This is a genomic window from Embleya scabrispora DSM 41855 (assembly GCF_000372745.1).
In the GTDB taxonomy this organism is placed as follows: domain Bacteria; phylum Actinomycetota; class Actinomycetes; order Streptomycetales; family Streptomycetaceae; genus Embleya; species Embleya scabrispora.
In genome coordinates, this window is sequence record NZ_KB889651.1 from 1 (window position 1) to 17,490 (window position 17,490).

Below are 17,490 nucleotides of genomic sequence, written 5' to 3' on the forward strand. Positions count from 1 at the left end.
CGAGCGCGGGGGGACGAAGTCGCGGGAGCAGCGAGCGCGGGGGGACGAAGTCGCGGGAGCAGCGAGCGCGGGGGGACGAAGTCGCGGGAGCAGCGTTGCTTTTTGTTGGGCGCCTTCGGCGCCGGCTCGCGAGGCACCGCCTTTTTCTCTCCCCCGCTTCGCTCCTCCGAGAAAAAGGCGGCCCCTCGCTCGGGACTTCGTGTCCCTCCGCTTCGCTCCGGGTCACGAAGTCCAAGTTTTGCGGCTCCGCCGCTCTCCGCGCTTCGCGCGTCGATCGCTGGGGGTGGGGTGGGTCGGGGGCGCTCACGCGCCGGGGGGTGGGGGCGGCGGGGGTGGGTTTGTTGTTTGGGGCTGTGGCTGGGTCGCTTCGCGTGTTGGGGGCGGGGGTGCCCGCCACCCGTGGCCGGCCTTCGGGGGGTCGCGGGTGGCGGGGTTCGTGTGTTCAGTGGGGCGTTGCCACTGGGGCGGGCTTGGTGATGGATACCCGGGCGGCCGCTGGGGCGGGTGTGAGCGTGGTGACTTCGTCGAGGGGGGCGACGGGTTCGCCCGCCAGCACCTTGCGGGCCCGATTTCGGTCCAGCACGCCCTCCCAGGAGGCCACCACCAGACTCGCCACGCTGTTCCCGCACACGTTGGTCAGCGCGCGGCACTCGCTCATGAACTTGTCGATGCCGAACACCAGCATGATCCCGGCCACCGGGACGTGCCCGACCGTGGACAACGTCGCGGCCAGCACGATGAACCCCGAGCCGGTCACTCCCGCCGCGCCCTTGGAGGTCAGCAACAACACCGCGACCAGGCTCAGTTGTTGCCCCATGGACAGCGGTGTGTCGGTGGCCTGCGCGACGTACAGCGCGGCCAGCGTCAGATAGATGCAGGTCCCGTCGAGGTTGAACGAGTACCCGCTCGGCACCGTCAGACCGGCTACCTGGCGCGGCACGCCCAGGTTCTCCATCTTGGTGATCACCCGGGGCAGCACACTCTCGCTGGAGGAGGTGCCCAGCACGATCAGCAGCTCGTCCTTCATGTAGCGCAACAGGTGCAGGATGTTCAGCCGGATCGCGGCCATCACCAGCCCCAGCACCACGATCACGAAGAACAGGCTCGTCCCGTAGAAGATCGCCACCAGTTTGCCCAGGCTGGTCAACGTGTCGAGCCCGTACTTGCCCACGGTGAACGCCATCGCGCCGAACGCGCCGACCGGCGCCGCGTACATCACGATGCGCAGCACCGCGAACAAGACCCGGCCGGTGCGCTCCACGCCGACCGCGATGCCCTCGGCCGGGCGTCCGACCAGCTTGATCGCGATGCCGAAGAGCACCGCGAAGAACAACACCTGGAGCACGTCGCCGTCGGCGAAGGCGCCGACCACGCTGCTGGGCACCAGGTCGGTGAGGAAGTGCCACCAGGACTGCGCCTCGCCCTTGTCGATGTAGCCCTGCGCGGCCGCGGAGACCTTCATCGAGCCGACGTCGGCGTGCACGCCGTCGCCCGGGCGCAGCACGTTCATCACGACCAGGCCCAGGATCAGCGCGATGGTGGTCAGCGCCTCGAAGTAGACCAGCGACTTCCAGCCGATCCGACCGGCGCCGCGTAGGCTGTCCACGCCCGCGATGCCGGTCACCACGGTCACGAAGATGATCGGCGTGATGATCATCTTGATCGCGTTGACGAACGTGTCGCCCAGTGGGCGCAACTGTTCGCCGGTGTGCGGCCAGGCGGCGCCGACCACGATGCCGGCAAGGATGCCGACCAGGACCCATACGTACAGCAGCGTGTACCAGGGCCGGCGCGCCGGCGGCGGATCGGCGGGCGGCGGCGGGTCGGCCGCGCCGCCGGCGGCCGGGTCGATTGTGGTGACCTGGGACATGAGGGGCCTCCCGGGAGGGGATGTCGGGTCGAGCGGACGGAACGCTGCGACACCGGAGCCGGCACCGGGCCGGGCCACCGCGCCGGTCGGGCGGCGGAAACATCGGCGAAACAGCGCGTTACGGCACGTAGACTGGCGCGGCACCGGGGCCCGCCGGTGATTACGCGCATTACGCGCATGACGAAATTCCTGCCGAATCGCCGGAAAGCGGATGAAATACGGGCAGTGAACGCCTTGCGAGACAGCCCGGGCGCCCAGGGATAATTCGCGCATGGCCAACCAGAGCATCGCTCGGCAGGTGCTGCTGTGGCAGCTCGCCCTCGTCCTGCTGCTCGTCGCGGCCGGCTCCGGCGTCGCCGTCCATGCCGTACGCCGGTCCGGTGAGCAGACCGCCCGGGAGCGCGCGCTCGACGTGGCCCGCACGCTGGCCCGCGCGCCCGGCCTCGCCGAGGCAGCGACAGCCCCCGACCCGAGCTCCCGGCTCCAACCGATGGCCGAGCAGATCCGCAGGGAGAACCGCGTCGACTTCGTGGTGGTGATGAGCGTCGACGGCACCCGCTTCACCCACCCCGACCCGACCAAGATCGGCAAGACCTTCCTCGGCCACATCGACGCCGCGGCGCACGGACGGACCTCGACCGAGACCTACACCGGCTCACTGGGCCCCTCCGTGCGCGCCGTCGTCCCGGTCGTCGGCCCCGACGGCCGCCCGATCGCGCTGGTCTCCGTCGGAGTCACCAACCGCCGCGTCGACGCGCTGGTCGGCCAGGACGTCCCGTTGGTGCTCGCGGTCGCCGCCGCCGCCCTCGCGGTGGCCTGCGCGGCGAGCATCGCGGTGCACCACCGGCTGCGCCGGCAGACCCTGGGCCTGGGACCGGTCGAGCTGCGGCGGGTGTACGAACACCACGACGCGGTGCTGCACGCCGTCCGTGAGGGCCTGATCGTGGTGGACTCCGCCGGCCGGCTGGTGCTGGCCAACGACGAGGCGGTCCGGCTGCTCGCGCTGCCCGCCGCGCCGGAGGGTCGGCATGTGGGCACGCTGGGCCTGGACCGCACGCTGGCCGACACGCTCGCCGCCGGCCGCACGGTCACCGACGAGATCCACCTGTGCGACACCCGCGCGCTCGCGGTCAACATCAGCCCCACCGGCCGGGACGGGCGGATGGTGGCCACCTTCCGTGACCACACCGAACTGCGCGCCCTGGTCGGCGAACTCGACCAGGTCAAGGGCTTCGCCGAGGCGCTGCGCGCATCCGCGCACGAGGCGGGGAACCGGCTGCACACCATCGTCGCGCTGATCGAACTGGGTCGCGGCGAGGAGGCGATCCGATTCGCCACCGGTGAACTGAGTGCCGCCCAGGACTTGGCCGACGAGCTCACCGCCGCCGTACACGAACCCGCTCTGGCCGCTCTGCTGTTCGGCAAGCACGCGCAGGCCGCCGAACGCGGTGTGCAGCTGACCGTGACCGGGGATCCGGCGAGCGATCGCGACGGGCCGGATCCGCTCGACGCGTTCGCCTCCCGCTTCGATCCGCGCGACCTGGTCACCGTGTTGGGCAACCTGGTCGACAACGCGATCGACGCGGCGGTGTCGGCACCGCCGCCGCGCACCGTGCGGGTCACCGTCGGCGCGGATCCGGACGCCGCCGGGGGTGGTCTGCTGCTCCGGGTCGCGGACAGCGGTCCCGGTATCGACGAACCGCTCACCAAGCGGGTGTTCGAGCGGGGATGGAGCACCAAGGAGGACTACGGCTCCCAGGGCCGCGGCCTGGGCCTGGCACTGGTCCGGGCCACGGTGGCCAGGCATGCCGGCACCGTCGACGTCGCCCGAGGCGACACCGGCGGGGCGGTATTCACCGTGCGATTGCCCGCACTGCCCGCCCAACGCCCCGGGGAGGAAGCATGATTCGCACCCTGATCGTCGAGGACGACCCGGTCCTGGCCGAGGCACACGCGGTCTTCACCGGCCGCGTCCCGGACTTCGAGGTGGTCGGCGTCACCGGCAGCGGCGCCGAGGCGCTGCGCCTGCTGTCCACTCGACGGGTCGATCTGGTCCTGCTCGACCTCTACCTCCCGGACCTGCACGGCCTCGACGTGTGCCGGACCATGCGCGGCCAGGGCCACGACGCCGATGTCATCGCCGTCACCTCGGCCCGGGACCTGCGGCTGGTGCGCTCGGCGGTGTCGCTGGGCGTGGTGCAGTACCTGCTCAAGCCGTTCTCCTTCGCCGCGTTCCGCGAACGTCTGGACGGCTACGCCGAATACCGTCGCCACATCGGCGAGGCCGGCACCGCGCCGACCGCCACCGGGCAGCGCGAGGTCGACCAGGCGTTCGCCGCGCTGCGTCGCACCTCCGACGCGCCGCCGCTGCCCAAGGGACTGGCCGCCGCCACGTTCGAGGCGATCGTCGCGCACCTGAGCACCGGCGCGGTGACCTCCGCCGCCGACATCGCCGAGGCGGTCGGCATCTCCCGCCCGACCGCGCGCCGCTACCTGGACCACCTGTCCGCCCGCCGCCTGGTCTCCCGCGAACCCCGCTACGGAGGCGCGGGCCGCCCCGAGTACATCTACCGCTGGCACACCCCGCACCCGGAGACGTCCGGACCGCCGGGAGCGGGCTGAGCCGCTTTCGCCCCATGTGGCGTGCCGTCCTCGGTCGGGAGCGCAATCCCCGGCGCACACCCGTCGGTCGGGGTCGCGTGACGGAAGACAGCGGTAGGAGGGAAGTCGGCGATCAGGACTTGGGGGCGTCCGAGAGGCGGACGAACGTGTAGCCCTGTTGCAGGAGTTCGGGCACGGCCAGGCGGATGCCGGCGGCGGTGCCGCCGCGCGGGTGGTTCATGTGGCCGATCACCACCGAGCCCGGGCGGACGTCCCGCATCGCCTTGCGGACCTGCTCCGGATTGAAGGTGGCGCCGCCGTCGGCGTTGACGTGGAAACTCGCGAAGCGTTCGCCGAGGTCGGTGACGATCTTCGCCGCGACGTCGTCGCAGTAGGCCGTCCCGGAGCGGAAGAACCGCGGCGGGTGGCCGAGCAGTTCGGTGAGTTTGGCCCGGTTGCCGAAGATCTCGTCGTAGACCTCGCCCGCATCCTTGGTGCCCGCGATCCCGTAGGCGGCACGGCCGGACACGGACAGCGGCAGGTGCCCGGTGCCGTGGTTGGCGATCTCGAAGAGCGGGTCCGCGGCCAGTTGCCGAAGCGTGGCCGAATTCGCGTCGACCCAGCGGGAGTTGACGAACAGGGTCGCCGGCACCGACCGTTCGCGCAGGAAGTCGATCAGCGCCCGGTCGTACTCGCCGCCGCCCTTGCCGCCGCACGCGTCGAAGGTCAGCGCCGCCACCTTCCTGGTGGTCGACAGCCGGGACAACGATCCCGGCACCTCCAGGCCCCAACTCGTGGGCGCCTGCCTGCCGTAGCGGGCGACGATCTCCTCCCGGGTCGGACCGGCGGCCGTCGACGGACCCGAGGGGTGCGTCGGATTCGGCTCCGCCGGTGCCGGGCGAGCCGCCGCCGGCGCGGGTGGCGACGACGTCGTCGGCGCGGCGGACTTCCCCGCGTCCGAACACCCCGCCGACAGACCGCCCAACGCGGCTGCCAGCACCACCCGTCGGCCCACGTCCATCGCGCCGTCCTCCACATCCGCGCGACGCCAACCGCCGTGCGGGTTCACCCTAGGAGATCACCGCGGCCCCCGCTGCCCGGGACCCGGGTGGCACGCCGTCGAGTGTCACCGGCGGCGGTTACGGTCGCGGCATGACTGTGCGCATCGACCTGACCCTGGACTGCACGAACGCGCCGCTCCTGGCCGATTTCTGGAAGGTGGCCCTGGGTTACGTCGACGAACCCCCGCCCGCGCCCTTCGAAACGCGCGCACAATGGTTCGCCCAATTCGATCTGCCCGAGGGCGACTCGGTGGACGACGCCGCGTGGTTGTGCGATCCGCGCGGCGTGGGACCTCGGCTGTCCATCCTGAAGGTGCCCGAGCCCAAGACCGTGAAGAACCGGCTGCACATCGACATCCGGGTGCCGGGTCACGGCTCGCCCGAGCAGCGCTGGGAGCGCATCAGGGCCGAGTCCGCGCGCTTGGTGGCGGCGGGCGGCACCATCCTGCGCGAGGACCCCGGCCACCACTTCGTGATGGCCGACCCCGAGGGCAACGAGTTCTGCGTCGCGGCCGGCCCGGCGACGAGCTGATCCGCACACGGTCCCAATCATCGGGATACGGGGTTTGGCTTCGCGGTCCGCAAAACGGCCGGCGGGGCGCGACGGAGTCGGTGCGGCCTCGAACAGGGCTCGGAGGCGTGCCGGGGGCTGGATGCCCGGTGTCGGGACGCCACCCTCCGCCCGGCCGCCGGCGAACACCCTTGATCGGCCGGGCGACCCGATCCGTGGCAGCGGCTCAGACGACGATGACCCGGCGTCCGCGCGTGTGACCGGCCCGGCTGTCGGTGTGCGCCGCCGCGGCGTCGGCGAGCGTGTACGACTTCTCCACGGGGATGTGGAGCTTTCCTCGCGCGATGAGCCCGACCGCCTCGGCGAGTGCGTCCGGCACACTCCCGGCTACGCCGGAGAATCGCACGCCGGCCTCGGGCGCATCCAGGTCGGCGATGGAGACCACCTTCTGCGGATCCCCCGTCAGCTCGACCAGCTCACGGATCACCCCCGACCCGGCCAGATCGAGCGCCGCGTCGACCCGACCGAGCCCGCGCACCCGCTCGACCCAGCCCTCGCCGTACGTCGTCGCGATGGCGCCCAGCCCACGCAGGTAGTCCTGGTTCGCGGCCCCCGCCGTGCCGATCACCGTGATGCCCCGATCGCGGGCGACCTGCAACACCGCCGAGCCGACTCCCCCCGACGCACCGCTGACCAACAGCGTCTGCCCGGGCCGCACACCGACCTCGCGGATGATGCGCAACGCGGTCTCCACCACCGAGGGGTACCCGGCCGCCTCTTCGAACGTCAGCCCCTCCGGCATCCGGGCCCACGCCGACAGCACGGCGAACTCGGCATAGGTGCTCGATCCTTCGCCGAACACGCGGTCCCCGACCTCGACCCCTTCGACGCCCTCGCCGACCTCGTCCACCACCCCGGCGGCGTCCAGCCCGACTCCGGAGGGCAACTCGGTCGGATGGGCACCCAGAACCTGCCCTTCCCGGATCCGCCAGTCGACGGGGTTCACGCCCGCCGCCCGCACGGCGATGCGTATGTAGCCGGGTGCCGCGTGGGGCTCCTCGGCGTCGATGAGGTGCAGAACATCCGGACCGCCGAACTCGGCGAAGCTCACTTTCTTCATGCGATCGACCGTAACACTAACGGTTAGCTTTTCGAAACTGCTATGACTTCGCATTTGCTAGTGTCAGCACATGACCGAGCCGCCCGGACGCCGTGAGCGAAAGAAGGCCGCGACCCGCCAAAAGATCGCCGACACCGCCCTGCGGCTCTTCCTCGAACGCGGGTACGACGCGGTGGGCATTCGCGAGGTGGCCGCCGAGGCCGACGTGGCCGTCACCACGCTCTTCGCCCACTTCGCCTCGAAAGAGGCCCTGGTGTTCGAGCAGGACGAGGACTTCGAGCAACGCCTCATGCGGGCGGTCACCGACCGGGCCCCGCACGAGCCGCTCATCCCGGCACTGCGCCGCGAGATCCTGGCCCTGGTGCGTCACTGCACAGCCGAGGGCGCCGCCCCGATCTGGCACATGATCGACACGTCACCCGCGCTGCGGGAGCACGAGGAGTCGATGCGGCTGCGCCACGCGGAGTCGCTGGCCACCGCCATCGCCGCCGATCCCGACCTGTCCCGGTCCGCAACGGCCTGCCGCACGATCGCAAGATTCGTGATCGACGCCTATTCACTGTCCCGCGAGGCGGCCGACCCGGAAGCCGCGGTCGACGAGACCTTCCAAATGATCGAGGCCGCCTGGAACGTCACCCGCCCTCCCCGCCTCACGCCACGCGCGCCCGAAGGCCAAACCCAAGCAAACTGACAACAATCGCGGCGCAACGACAACCACACGCGCCCCAGCGGGCGGCGAGCGTCGGCGACCGCCGCGACGACGGTGTGCCCGAAGCGTTCGAGCAGCCCGATCAGCCCGTCGCGGAGCAGCACGCCGTGGGCCGACTCGTCCAGGACGCGCCGCTCATCCTGCCCTGGACCACCCTGGCCGCGATCACCGCCGCCTGCGCCCTGATCGCCCTGCTGGGCACCGTACTCCCGGCCCAGGCCCTGCTCCGGCACCGCCCGACCGAACCGGCCGCCTCGCGCGAGTGACCGACACCTCCAGGCGCGAATGACCCGCCCCCACACCCGAGTGCCGCCCCCCGGATCCGGGGGGCGGCACTCGCCCGCGCCCACCACCGACGCCCCCGGCGACGCGGTCGATCCACCGGACCCGGCCCGACGCGCGAGCGCAACCCGCCGAAGCGCGCCGCCACACCGCAGCCTTCGCGTGTTCCAGCCCGCGCTCATCCGCGCTCTCGCGACACCCGCCACCCGACTCCCGCGCGCCGCCACGGTTCCCGTTCGTGTGCGCGCGCAACTTTCCCGCTGTCACTGGCGGTCAATGGCCGGTTACCTATGGTTGACGTGGCCGGCGGGCCCGGGGTTTCATGCACCGGTGGGAGAACGTGCGCAGGGCGACACTTGGGGGCTCGCAATAGCCATGGAGTTCATCGAACGAGAGCCGGAAATCGGCAGGTTACGCGCGGCACTCCGGGAATGCGCCGCCGCGCGGGGCGGCGGTGTCCTGGTCGACGGCGCGGTGGGTTGCGGCAAGAGCGAGATACTCGGCTGGGTCGGCGAGCAGGCGTCGACCATCGGCGCGGTGTCGCTGTCCGCGACCGGATCGGCCACGGCCCGCGCCCGACCCCTGGCGATCCTGCGCCAGTTCCTCGACGGCCCGGCCGTACCGGCCAACCTGGCCCTCACCCTGGACCGGCTGGTCGAGGACGAGGACACCACCCGCGCGGCCCGGCGATTCACCACCGCGGTCCACGAAGTCGCGCTCCGGCAGCCGGTGGTGGTGTCCCTGGACGACGTGCAGCACGCCGACGCCGCCTCGGTGCGCTGCCTGCTGCACCTGGCCCGCCATTCGGGCCGGGCCCGGGTGCTCGTACTGCTCGCCCGCACCCTCGACTTCGCCCTGACGGACCCGCAGTCGGACACCGAGTTCCTGCGCCAACCCGACCTGGTTCGGATCCGCCTGGCCCCGCTGAGCCCGGCCGGCGTGGCCGAACTGCTCACCCGGGATCCCGGCACCGCGGACCCGCAGCGGGCCGGGGAGTTCCACGAACTCACCGGCGGAAACCCACTGTTGCTGCGCGCACTGATCGCGGAGCAGGGTTTCGCGGCCGGTCCGGCAACCGCCCCGACACCCGGCGGCGCGTACGGCCGGGCCGTACTGACCTGCCTGCGCCGCGGCGGGACCGGCATGTGGCGGGTGGCCAAGGCCGCCGCCGTCCTGGACGCCGGCGCGTCGGCCGAGGTGCTTCGTCGGCTCGCCGACACCACCGCACCCGCCACCGCGCAGGCCCTGGGCGCGCTGTCCGGCGCCGGCCTGCTGAACGGGGACCGCCTGCGCCCCGCGGTCCGCGACGCGCTGCTGGACAGCCTGGATCCGGGCGAACTCAGCGGCCTGCACCGCCGCGCCGCCACCGTGCTGCGGCACCACGGCGCCCCGGCGGTCCGGATCGCCGGCCATCTGCTCGCCGCACGCCAGGCACCCGACCCATGGGCGGTGGACGTGTTGCGCGAGGCCGCCGAGGAGGCGTTGGACGAGGATCGCGCCCACCGGGCGATCGCCTGTCTCGAACTGGCCGCCGAACAGTGCCGAGATCCGGCCGTTCGCGCCCAGACGCACGTCCGGCTCGCCGAGGTCACCGGGCGGCTCAACCCGCACGCCGCCGAACAGCGTTGCCTGGGCGAGCCGTTGACCGCACTGGCACTGGGCGACCTGCCCGAGTCGAGCATGACCCCGTTGGCCCGGCAATTGTTGTCGCACGGCCGCCTCGACGCGGCCCGCCGGGTCCTCGACCGCCTCAAGGAACGCACCGACCCGCGGGCGGAGTGGGTCGACCACGTCGAATCGGATCTCCCGCTCTCGTGGCTGCGCCACCCGCACCCGGCCGCGCCGTCGCCCGATCCCGTCGAGCGCATCGAGGCCGCCGAACGACTGTTGCGTGTCTCCGGGTTGACCGACGTGACCCTGTCACCGCTGGTCGCCGCGCTGCACCTGCTGATCGACCGGGACCGCGCGAGCCGCGCGGAAGCCCACGCCCGGGCCCTGCTCGCCGAATCGATCCGGCGCGAAGCTCCCGGCTGGCAGGCCGTGTTCGGCTCGGCATGTGCTCGCGCGGCGCTGTGCCAGGGCCGGTTGCCGGACGCGGAGAAGTACGCGCGGCAGGCAATGGCGGTAGTGCCCGAGCGCGCCGGTAGCCTGTTCTTCGGCGGCCCGCTGGCGAACCTGATCTGCGTGTACACCGAGATGGGCGACTACGGGGCCGCCGCGCACCAGGTGAACCAGCCGGTCGACAAAGACCTGTTCACCGGCCTGCACGGACTCGACTACCTGCGCGCCCGGGGCCGGTACCTGCTGGCCACCGACCGGGTCCGGGCCGCGCTCGCCGACTTCCTCCAGGTGGCCTGGCTGGTCCACACCTGGGGGGTGGACCAGCCGTTCTTCGTGCCCTGGCGAACCGACGCCGCCGAGGCCCTGCTGCGGCTCGACGAGACCGAGCGCGCCCGGGAGCTGGTGGCCGAGCAACTGCGGCTGTGCGGCCCCGGTGGCGGCCGGATCCGGGGAGCGGCGCTGCGGCTGCGCGCGATGACCGTCGACGTCGCCGAACGTCCGGCGCTGCTGACCCAGGCGGTCGAGGCGCTGCGCCGATCCGAGGACACGTTGGAGTTGGCCCGCACCCTGGAGGCCCTCGCCGAGTCGTATCGGGACCTGGCCGAGCCGGTCCGCGCCGCCACCTTGCAGTCCCGGGTCTGGCATCTGACCCGGGACTGCGGCGCCCGCCCGCGCGGGCGCACCATCGCGCACGCGTATGCCGACCTGCCGGCGGTGAACATCGGCGGCGCGGGCGCGGACCTGAGCGAATCGGAGAAGCGGGTCGCCGCGCTGGCCGCGTCCGGATACAGCAACCGGGGCATTTCCGAGGAGTTGTTCATCACGGTGAGCACCGTCGAGCAGCACCTGACCCGGGTCTACCGCAAGCTCGACATCAGGAACCGTCGGCAACTGCCCGCCCACCTGCGGTCGCACCTGGATTGGTGCCGCCCCACCTCCGGACCGCACGTCGCCGTTCCGCGGGCCACCGACGAGCCGCACGCCACCGGGACCGCGGCGGCCGACTCAGACGCGCACCGGCAGCCCCAACGCCCGGGCGAGCAGGCCGCGGTGCAGGTCGCCGGTGCCGCCGAACGTGTCCGCCGCTGACCGGCGCGGCCCCGACCCGAACACCCCCGCACTCTGCGCATCCGCCGTGCCCGCGCCCAGTGCGGCCGCCGGGCCGAGCAGGTCGAGTACCAGCGCGCCGAAGTCCGCGGCCAGTTCGCCGCCGAGCACGCGGGCCGCGAGTGCGTGCAGGCGCGGCGTGCCGTCACCGACCGCCCGTGCGGGTATCGCCGCCGTCGCGGCCAGCAGGCGAATCGCCTGGACCCGCACGGCCAGTTCGGTCAGTCCGGCGCGCGCGGCGGAGCCACGCGGTCCCGCCGCCGAGGCCGCTTCCGGGCCCGTGCGCAGCAGCCCGATCAGGTCGACCAGGCCGCGGTGCAGCGTGGCCGCGACGTCGCCGGCCACGATCGACTCGGCGGCGAAGGTGTCCACGATCACCGACCAACCCCCGTCCACGGCACCGATCCTGGCCGTGTCCGCGACCCGGACCCGGTCGAGCAGGACGGCGCAACCGCGCTCACCCGCCGGGGATCGATGCGGTCGCACGGTCACGCCCGGCGCCTCGACGGGCACCAGAAACACGGTGAGGCCGGCCTGCGGCCGTTCGTGGTCGGGGCCGGTACGCGCCGCCAGCCACACGTAGCGGGCCCGATGCGCGTCGGCGGACCACAACCGGTCGCCGGTGAGGATCCAATCGCCTCGATCGCCGTCGGCCCGCGCCGCGCGCACCCGCACCGCGGCCGGGTCGAAGTCGGCCCGCGCGGTCCGGTAGGCGGGCGCGATGCGCAGCGTGCCGCGGCGGATCCCGGGCAGCAGCCGCTCGCGTTGCTCGGGTGTGCCGTGCCGGGCGATCGCCGCGCCGAACACGGCGGCGCAGGCCAGTGCGTCGGCGACCGGCAACCGATGCCGGCAGACCTCCTGGCGCAGCGCGAACCGCTCGGCGGGCGTGCCGCCGCTGCCGCCGTGCGCGGCGGACCAGTCCAGGGCGAACCAGCCGTGCTCGGCGAACTCGGCCACGGTTGCCGGGTCGTCGGCGTGCTCCCCGGCCGCCGCCGGTCGCGGTCTCGGACGGCCCGCGAGCGCCTTGCGAACCGCCTCGCGCAGGGCGTCGCCGTCCGGCCCCAGTCGCAGTTCGGGCAGCCCGATCCCGGCGTCGGGGTCGGGGTTCGGGTCGGCCTCCAGCAGGCGATCGGCAACCTCGCCGCCGGGCGCGCCGAACGCTCCCAGACAGGCCAGGTCGGCGTGGACCCGGCGGAACAGCCAGGGCGCCTCGTGCTCGTCGGAGCAGCCGGCCGAGGGCGGCGGCCGGCGGACATCCACGCGCACGCGCGGGGCGACCCGGCGCACGTGCGCGACGGCCAGTTCGGCGGCGAGCACCCAGTCGGGGCCGCCCTCGGCGTAGCGCCGGACCGCGTCGGTGATCAGCAGGTCGCCCGCGTCGAGTTCGATCCGGCCGTGCTCGGCTCGCGGCCGGCCCGCGGCGAACGCGCCGACCCGGGCGCCGCACCCGATACCGGCTCCGGCGGGTTCGGATGCCGCGGCCCGCTCGGCGGCGCCGAACGCGCGCACGGCCAGGCCCAGGCGCAGCAGGGTCACCATCCGGTCGACCCGGTCCGCCGAGATCGCGCCGTACGCGAGTGCCGCCCCCAGTCGGGCCCGGGACCACTTCGGCACGGCCAGGCCCTCGACCGGTTCCGCCGCGAGGATCCGGTACAGCCCCACCGGGCCCCCGCCGAACGGCAGTCGCAACACGTGGGTGGCCGCGTCGCCGGCCTCGATCAGGCAGTCGGCGCCCACGTCGGCCTCGCCCGGGACGCCCGGCAACGCGGTCACCACCCGGATGCCGCCGTCGCCGATCGCGCCGGCCAGGCCGGTGTTCGCCGCGAACAGCCGGGCCGCGACGAAGGCGTCCAGCACCGGCAGCGGGCACGCGGCCCGCCCGAGCGCGCGGACCAGGGCGATCGCCGCGACCAGGGCGTCGGTGTCGCCCAGGTCGAACCAGCCGTGCACGGCGCCGACATCCCACAGCCGGTCCAGGTCCCCGGTGGGCGCGGCGTCGGCCCGGCCCCAGTGTCGGGTGATCAGGGCCGCCGCGTTCGCGGTGAACTCCGCGACCTCGTCCCGGCGTGACACGTCCATGTCGTGGCTCCCTTCGGCGGTGCGTCCCGAACGCGCGTCGGGCCCTGCGGATGTGCTCCGGCGGTGTGGGCAACGCCCCTGACCCGTCCGGGAATCGCCGGGTCGACGGGCGCGACGATGCGGCGGTCAACCGGTTGGCCCCGCCAGCGTATGAACCCGGGATCGACGGCGGAACCCCTGACTGCCGCCCCTACCCGGGCTGGGGTTGCCGATCCGCGCCGGTGCGTGTCCGCACTCCGCGCCGGGGTCGGCAACGCCCGCCGCCTGGGCCCCGATCCACCGGGAATTCGACGAGCCGCACCGATCCGGCCGGCGGAACCGGCTCAGTTCCCGGTCGGGTCGGGGCAGAACTGGTTCTGCACGCGCTGGGTGGGCGTACTCACCGACACCGGCGGCGGGAGCCCGGCCGCGGTGTCGCGGTTGCCCGCCGTCGAGGCCGTGCACACCAATTGGTTGAGGGCGAGCCCGGTGAGCGGAGCGGCGCCCGCCAGGTCGATCCGAATGCTGACGCCCTGGACACTCACCTTCGCGGGACCGATGTTCGGCGGGAGGGCAGTGGTCACCCCGCTTCGGGCCTCCTCCCAACTCGGCCCCGCGAGGAGCAGGTTGATCGCCGCCTGCGGGGTGACACCGGCGAGCGAGGTGCGCAGGGCGGGTCGAATCCGGTGGTTGAGCACCAGGTAGACGTACAGGCTGCCGGGCTGCCCCGTCGCGGCGGGCGAGACGATGCCCTCGGCGGGCACGCCGGCCTCCACCGGCCCGGTGGTGGGAATCCCGCAGCCGGCGCCGACCGCGAGCAGCGCGACCGTCGCGAGCGGCAGCCGATACCGGGCGGTGGTCATGCGTCCTCCGTGACTTCGATCCGGGCGTACCGGGGCAACTCGACGGTGAACACCGCGCCACCGTCGGATCGGTTCGCCGCTCGGATGTGTCCGTCGTGCAGCCGCACGTTCTCCAGCGTGATCGCCATGCCCAGTCCGCTGCCCACGGAGCGGGCCCGGGCCGAGTCGGCCTTGTAGAAACGCTCGAAGACCCGGTGCAGGGTGTCGGCGGCCAGGCCGGGGCCGCGGTCGGCGACGCGCAGCACGATCCACACGCCGTCCGCCCGTCGCTCGGTGCCCAGGCCGACCTCGACCGGCGGTGCGCCGTGCCGCAGCGCGTTGCCCACCAGATTGGCCACCACCACGTCGAAGCGCCTGGGGTCGACCTCGGCCCGGATCCCCTCCGGGAGGTGGGTGGTCACCGCTCCCGACCAGGATCGGGCGGCCAGGCAGCGACGCACCGCCTCCGCCACGTCGAGTTCGTCCACGTGCAGCGCGGCGGCACCGGCGTCGAAGCGGGAGATCTCCATCAGGTCGTCGACCAGTCGGGTGAGCTTGCCGGTCTCCGCGGAGACCAGACGCAGCGCGGCGGCCGTGTCCGGATCCAGGTGCTCGGCGGCGGCGTCCTCGTCGAGCACGTTTATCACGGCGGCCATCGCCGCGAGCGGGGTGCGCAGTTCGTGCGAGACGTCGGCCGCAAAGCCGCGCGCCCGGGCCTCCATCGTGCGCAGCCGCGCCTCGTGCTGTTCCAGGGCCGCCGCCGTGTGGTTGAAGTCGCGCGCCAGATCGGCGAGTTCGTCCCCACCCTTGACCTGGAGCCGGGTGTCCAGACGGCCCTGGGCCAGCCGCCGGGTGGCCCGTTGCAGGGCTCGGACCGGGCGCAGCACCCCGCCGGCCACCACCAGCGCCAGGACCAGCGCGAGCAGGACCGCCGGGATCGCGCCCTTGCGCGCTGCCCGGACCAGTGCCGCCTCCTCCTGCATCTGGGCGCGCATCGGGGTGAGCACGTAGACCTGCACTCCGGACAGAACTCCGTTGAGCGGCTTGGCGAAGGTGACCGGCACGCCGACGGCGAGCCAGATCACGCCCTCGCGCTCCACTCGCTGGAACGCGGTGACCTCGTCGGCGGTGGTGCGCAGCGCGGTCGGAATCGCGTCGGGCGTCAGCACGCGGTCGGTCGTCGCCCAAAGATCGCGGTAGCCGGCCGCGACGATCCAGTGGTCGGTGTTGCCTCGCGTGTCCACCAGGGCGACGATCCGCTCCAGCGCGGCCTGGTCCGGTGGGAACGGCACCGATGGCGCGACCGCCTCGACCCGGTCGCGCACCGAGCGCACCACCGAGTCCTGGGCGCGTTGCAACATCGCGGTACGGGCCTCCCGATAGGTCAACGCGGCGGTCGCGAGCGCGGCGAACGCGGCGACGAGCAGGCAGGCCGAGGCCAGCCGCACCCGCAACCCGCGCAGCCGGGCGAGCGGCCCGGTCACAGCGGCCCGAACCGGTAGCCGAAGCCGCGCACGGTCTGGATGTAGCGGGCCGGCCGGTCCGGTTCCTCGATCTTGATCCGCAGACGTTTGACGCACGCGTCGACCAGCCGGCTGTCCCCGAGGTAGGGGTGCTCCCATACCGACTCCAGGAGTTGCCCCCGGCTGAACACCTGGCCGGGAGAGGCGGACAGGGCGAGCAGGAGCCGCAATTCGGAGGGCGCGAGGGCGATCGGCCGGCCGGCCTTGAGCACGGTGAGCGCGGTGCGATCCAGGGTCAGCTCGCCGTGTACCTCGCGGCGCCCGGCCGGCGCCGCCGACTCGGTGCGGCGCAGCACCGCACGGATGCGAGCCTCCAGGACGCGCGCCTGCACCGGTTTCACCACGTAGTCGTCGGCGCCCGCCTCCAGGCCGAGCACGACGTCCATGTCCTCGTTGCGCGCGGTGAGCATGATCACCGGCAGGTTGCCCGCCCGGCGGATGCGCCGGCACACCTCGAAGCCGTCGATACCGGGCAACATCAGGTCCAGCACGATGAGGTCGGGATCGAATGCGGCCACTCCCGCGAGGCCGTCCTCGCCGGTGTGCCGCACGTCGGTCGCGTGGCCCTGCCGGCGCAGGCCGATGGCCAGACCCTCGGCCACGGCGGGGTCGTCTTCGATCAGGAGCACACGAACCATTGGTTCAGTATCGAACAGCCCCCGGCGGCGAACGCGTTTCGCGGCGGCGATCGGGCCGGTTGTGACAGAACGGTCTTCTTCCCGGCCGAATGCGGTCATCCGCGCTCGTCAGGGTCGAGGCCATGACCACACACCCTGCGCTTCCCGTCCACCGCCGCCGATCCTCGGGTGCGATCGCACTCACCGTCGCCGCGCTGCTGGCCCTCGTCGCCGGCTGTGCGGACGACTCCGGTCGAAGCGGCCCGCCGTCGGTGCCGGTGACGATGTCCACCCTCGCGGGACGGCTCGACGTACCCGTCACGCTCACCCCCACGTGGCCCGAGGACGGTCAGGCGGCCGTGACGGTCGACGGAGCCCGGGAGCCGGTCGCCTCGGGCTCGGCCAAGCCGACGCCGACCGCGAGCCTGGCCAAGGTGATGACCGCCTACCTGTTCCTCAAGGCCAAGCCGCTCGCACCGGACCTACCGGGGCCGACGTTCACCATCTCGGCCGAGGAGGCGAACCGCTACCCGGAGCGGCTGCGCCGGTTCGAGAGTCTGACCCCGGTCAGGTCGGGCGAGCCCTTCACCGAGCGTCGGGCCCTGGAGGCGCTGATGGTCGTCTCGGCGAGCAATGTCGCCCACGAGATCGCCCGCTGGGTGGCCGGCGACGAGGCGAGCTTCGTCGCCCGGATGAACCGCACGGCCAAGGAGTTGGGCATGCGCGACACCGTCTACACCGACCCCAGCGGCTTCGACCGCGCCACCGTGAGCACCGCCGCCGACCAGGTCAAGCTGTTCACCGTCGCGATGCGCGAACCCGCCTTCGCCTCGGTCGCCGGCGCCCGCAGCTACACCGACTCCGCGCGGATCGCCAAATCCAACAGCAACACCCTGCTCGGTCGCGAGGGCGTACTCGCCGGCAAGACCGGCTTCACCACCCCGGCCGGCGGCAACCTGGTCTTCGCCGCCGAGCGCCGCGTCGACGGCCGGCCGCAACTGGTGGTCGCCGCGGTCATGGCCCAGCGCAAGGGCAACACCGCCGCCGCCGCGATCGACGCGAGCGAAACCCTGATCCGCTCGATCGGCACCCCGTGACCGGTCGGCGGGCGAAATTCGATGGCCCGGT

Annotated in this window: 14 protein-coding genes; 7 read left to right on the forward strand and 7 right to left on the reverse strand. The window is 73.1% G+C overall.

Annotated features, from left to right (window positions below; genetic code table 11):
- Positions 1 to 442: 442 nt before the first annotated feature.
- Positions 443 to 1,870 (reverse strand): C4-dicarboxylate transporter DctA, encoded by a 1,428-nt coding sequence (gene dctA, locus A3IC_RS0115470; RefSeq protein ID WP_020550950.1) that lies wholly within the window; start codon positions 1,868 to 1,870, stop codon positions 443 to 445.
- 271 nt (positions 1,871 to 2,141) lie between these two features.
- Here dctA and A3IC_RS0115475 point away from each other — a divergent pair, with 271 nt between their 5' ends.
- Positions 2,142 to 3,776 carry a sensor histidine kinase gene (locus A3IC_RS0115475; RefSeq protein ID WP_020550951.1) on the forward strand — a complete coding sequence of 545 codons (1,635 nt, stop codon included), beginning with the start codon at positions 2,142 to 2,144 and terminating at the stop codon, positions 3,774 to 3,776.
- Positions 3,773 to 4,492, forward strand: coding sequence for a response regulator (locus A3IC_RS54670; RefSeq protein ID WP_020550952.1), 720 nt, complete (start codon positions 3,773 to 3,775; stop codon positions 4,490 to 4,492). The genes A3IC_RS0115475 and A3IC_RS54670 overlap by 4 nt, the downstream gene beginning before the upstream one ends.
- A gap of 112 nt (positions 4,493 to 4,604) precedes the next feature.
- Here the strand turns inward: A3IC_RS54670 and A3IC_RS0115485 are convergent, their stop codons facing one another.
- Positions 4,605 to 5,492 carry a polysaccharide deacetylase family protein gene (locus tag A3IC_RS0115485; protein WP_040876692.1) on the reverse strand — a complete coding sequence of 296 codons (888 nt, stop codon included), beginning with the start codon at positions 5,490 to 5,492 and terminating at the stop codon, positions 4,605 to 4,607.
- A gap of 131 nt (positions 5,493 to 5,623) precedes the next feature.
- Here A3IC_RS0115485 and A3IC_RS0115490 point away from each other — a divergent pair, with 131 nt between their 5' ends.
- Positions 5,624 to 6,064, forward strand: a complete 441-nt coding sequence (locus tag A3IC_RS0115490) for a VOC family protein (protein WP_020550954.1) — start codon at positions 5,624 to 5,626, stop codon at positions 6,062 to 6,064.
- Positions 6,065 to 6,269: 205 nt separating this feature from the next.
- On the opposite strand, the gene A3IC_RS0115495 is transcribed toward A3IC_RS0115490, so the two are convergent.
- The gene (locus A3IC_RS0115495; RefSeq protein WP_020550955.1) at positions 6,270 to 7,163 is read right to left on the reverse strand and encodes an NADP-dependent oxidoreductase; all 894 of its coding nucleotides are present in this window, start codon (positions 7,161 to 7,163) and stop codon (positions 6,270 to 6,272) included.
- A 70-nt stretch (positions 7,164 to 7,233) separates the two neighbouring features.
- On the opposite strand from A3IC_RS0115495, the gene A3IC_RS0115500 reads away from it, so the two are divergent.
- From A3IC_RS0115500 to A3IC_RS54675, 3 genes are all read left to right on the forward strand, one after another.
- Positions 7,234 to 7,854, forward strand: coding sequence for a TetR/AcrR family transcriptional regulator (locus A3IC_RS0115500; protein WP_020550956.1), 621 nt, complete (start codon positions 7,234 to 7,236; stop codon positions 7,852 to 7,854).
- A gap of 74 nt (positions 7,855 to 7,928) precedes the next feature.
- Positions 7,929 to 8,138, forward strand: a complete 210-nt coding sequence (locus tag A3IC_RS68690) for a hypothetical protein (protein ID WP_020550957.1) — start codon at positions 7,929 to 7,931, stop codon at positions 8,136 to 8,138.
- Positions 8,139 to 8,484: 346 nt separating this feature from the next.
- Positions 8,485 to 11,304 carry an AAA family ATPase gene (locus tag A3IC_RS54675; RefSeq protein ID WP_158695961.1) on the forward strand — a complete coding sequence of 940 codons (2,820 nt, stop codon included), beginning with the start codon at positions 8,485 to 8,487 and terminating at the stop codon, positions 11,302 to 11,304.
- Here A3IC_RS54675 and A3IC_RS0115515 read toward each other — a convergent pair.
- From A3IC_RS0115515 to A3IC_RS0115530, 4 genes are all read right to left on the reverse strand, one after another.
- On the reverse strand, positions 11,221 to 13,401 hold the full coding sequence (locus A3IC_RS0115515) for an acyl-CoA dehydrogenase family protein (RefSeq protein WP_020550959.1): 2,181 nt from the start codon (positions 13,399 to 13,401) through the stop codon (positions 11,221 to 11,223). The two genes, A3IC_RS54675 and A3IC_RS0115515, sit on opposite strands and share 84 nt — an antisense overlap.
- 323 nt (positions 13,402 to 13,724) lie before the next feature.
- A complete protein-coding gene (locus A3IC_RS62345) occupies positions 13,725 to 14,243 on the reverse strand; it encodes a GerMN domain-containing protein (RefSeq protein ID WP_020550960.1) in 519 nt (172 codons plus the stop codon).
- Positions 14,240 to 15,706 (reverse strand): ATP-binding protein, encoded by a 1,467-nt coding sequence (locus tag A3IC_RS71045; protein WP_020550961.1) that lies wholly within the window; start codon positions 15,704 to 15,706, stop codon positions 14,240 to 14,242. The genes A3IC_RS62345 and A3IC_RS71045 overlap by 4 nt, the downstream gene beginning before the upstream one ends.
- Positions 15,703 to 16,383: a response regulator transcription factor gene (locus tag A3IC_RS0115530; protein ID WP_020550962.1), complete on the reverse strand. Its 681-nt coding sequence runs from the start codon at positions 16,381 to 16,383 to the stop codon at positions 15,703 to 15,705. Before A3IC_RS0115530 ends, A3IC_RS71045 begins: the two co-directional genes overlap by 4 nt.
- 122 nt (positions 16,384 to 16,505) lie before the next feature.
- Between A3IC_RS0115530 and A3IC_RS54685 the strand changes: the two genes are divergently transcribed.
- Positions 16,506 to 17,459 (forward strand): D-alanyl-D-alanine carboxypeptidase family protein, encoded by a 954-nt coding sequence (locus A3IC_RS54685; protein ID WP_020550963.1) that lies wholly within the window; start codon positions 16,506 to 16,508, stop codon positions 17,457 to 17,459.
- The last annotated feature ends 31 nt before the right edge of the window (positions 17,460 to 17,490 follow it).

Bases quoted from the DNA above. Each gene is read 5' to 3' on its own strand.
- A3IC_RS0115515 (WP_020550959.1), bottom strand. From the start codon at position 13,401: ATGGACGTGTCACGCCGGGACGAGGTCGCGGAGTTCACCGCGAACGCG.
- A3IC_RS54685 (WP_020550963.1), top strand. From the start codon at position 16,506: ATGACCACACACCCTGCGCTTCCCGTCCACCGCCGCCGATCCTCGGGT.
- A3IC_RS54670 (WP_020550952.1), top strand. From the start codon at position 3,773: ATGATTCGCACCCTGATCGTCGAGGACGACCCGGTCCTGGCCGAGGCA.
- A3IC_RS0115530 (WP_020550962.1), bottom strand. From the start codon at position 16,383: ATGGTTCGTGTGCTCCTGATCGAAGACGACCCCGCCGTGGCCGAGGGT.
- A3IC_RS0115500 (WP_020550956.1), top strand. From the start codon at position 7,234: ATGACCGAGCCGCCCGGACGCCGTGAGCGAAAGAAGGCCGCGACCCGC.
- A3IC_RS0115495 (WP_020550955.1), bottom strand. From the start codon at position 7,163: ATGAAGAAAGTGAGCTTCGCCGAGTTCGGCGGTCCGGATGTTCTGCAC.
- A3IC_RS0115485 (WP_040876692.1), bottom strand. From the start codon at position 5,492: ATGGACGTGGGCCGACGGGTGGTGCTGGCAGCCGCGTTGGGCGGTCTG.
- dctA (WP_020550950.1), bottom strand. From the start codon at position 1,870: ATGTCCCAGGTCACCACAATCGACCCGGCCGCCGGCGGCGCGGCCGAC.
- A3IC_RS62345 (WP_020550960.1), bottom strand. From the start codon at position 14,243: ATGACCACCGCCCGGTATCGGCTGCCGCTCGCGACGGTCGCGCTGCTC.
- A3IC_RS0115490 (WP_020550954.1), top strand. From the start codon at position 5,624: ATGACTGTGCGCATCGACCTGACCCTGGACTGCACGAACGCGCCGCTC.
- A3IC_RS0115475 (WP_020550951.1), top strand. From the start codon at position 2,142: ATGGCCAACCAGAGCATCGCTCGGCAGGTGCTGCTGTGGCAGCTCGCC.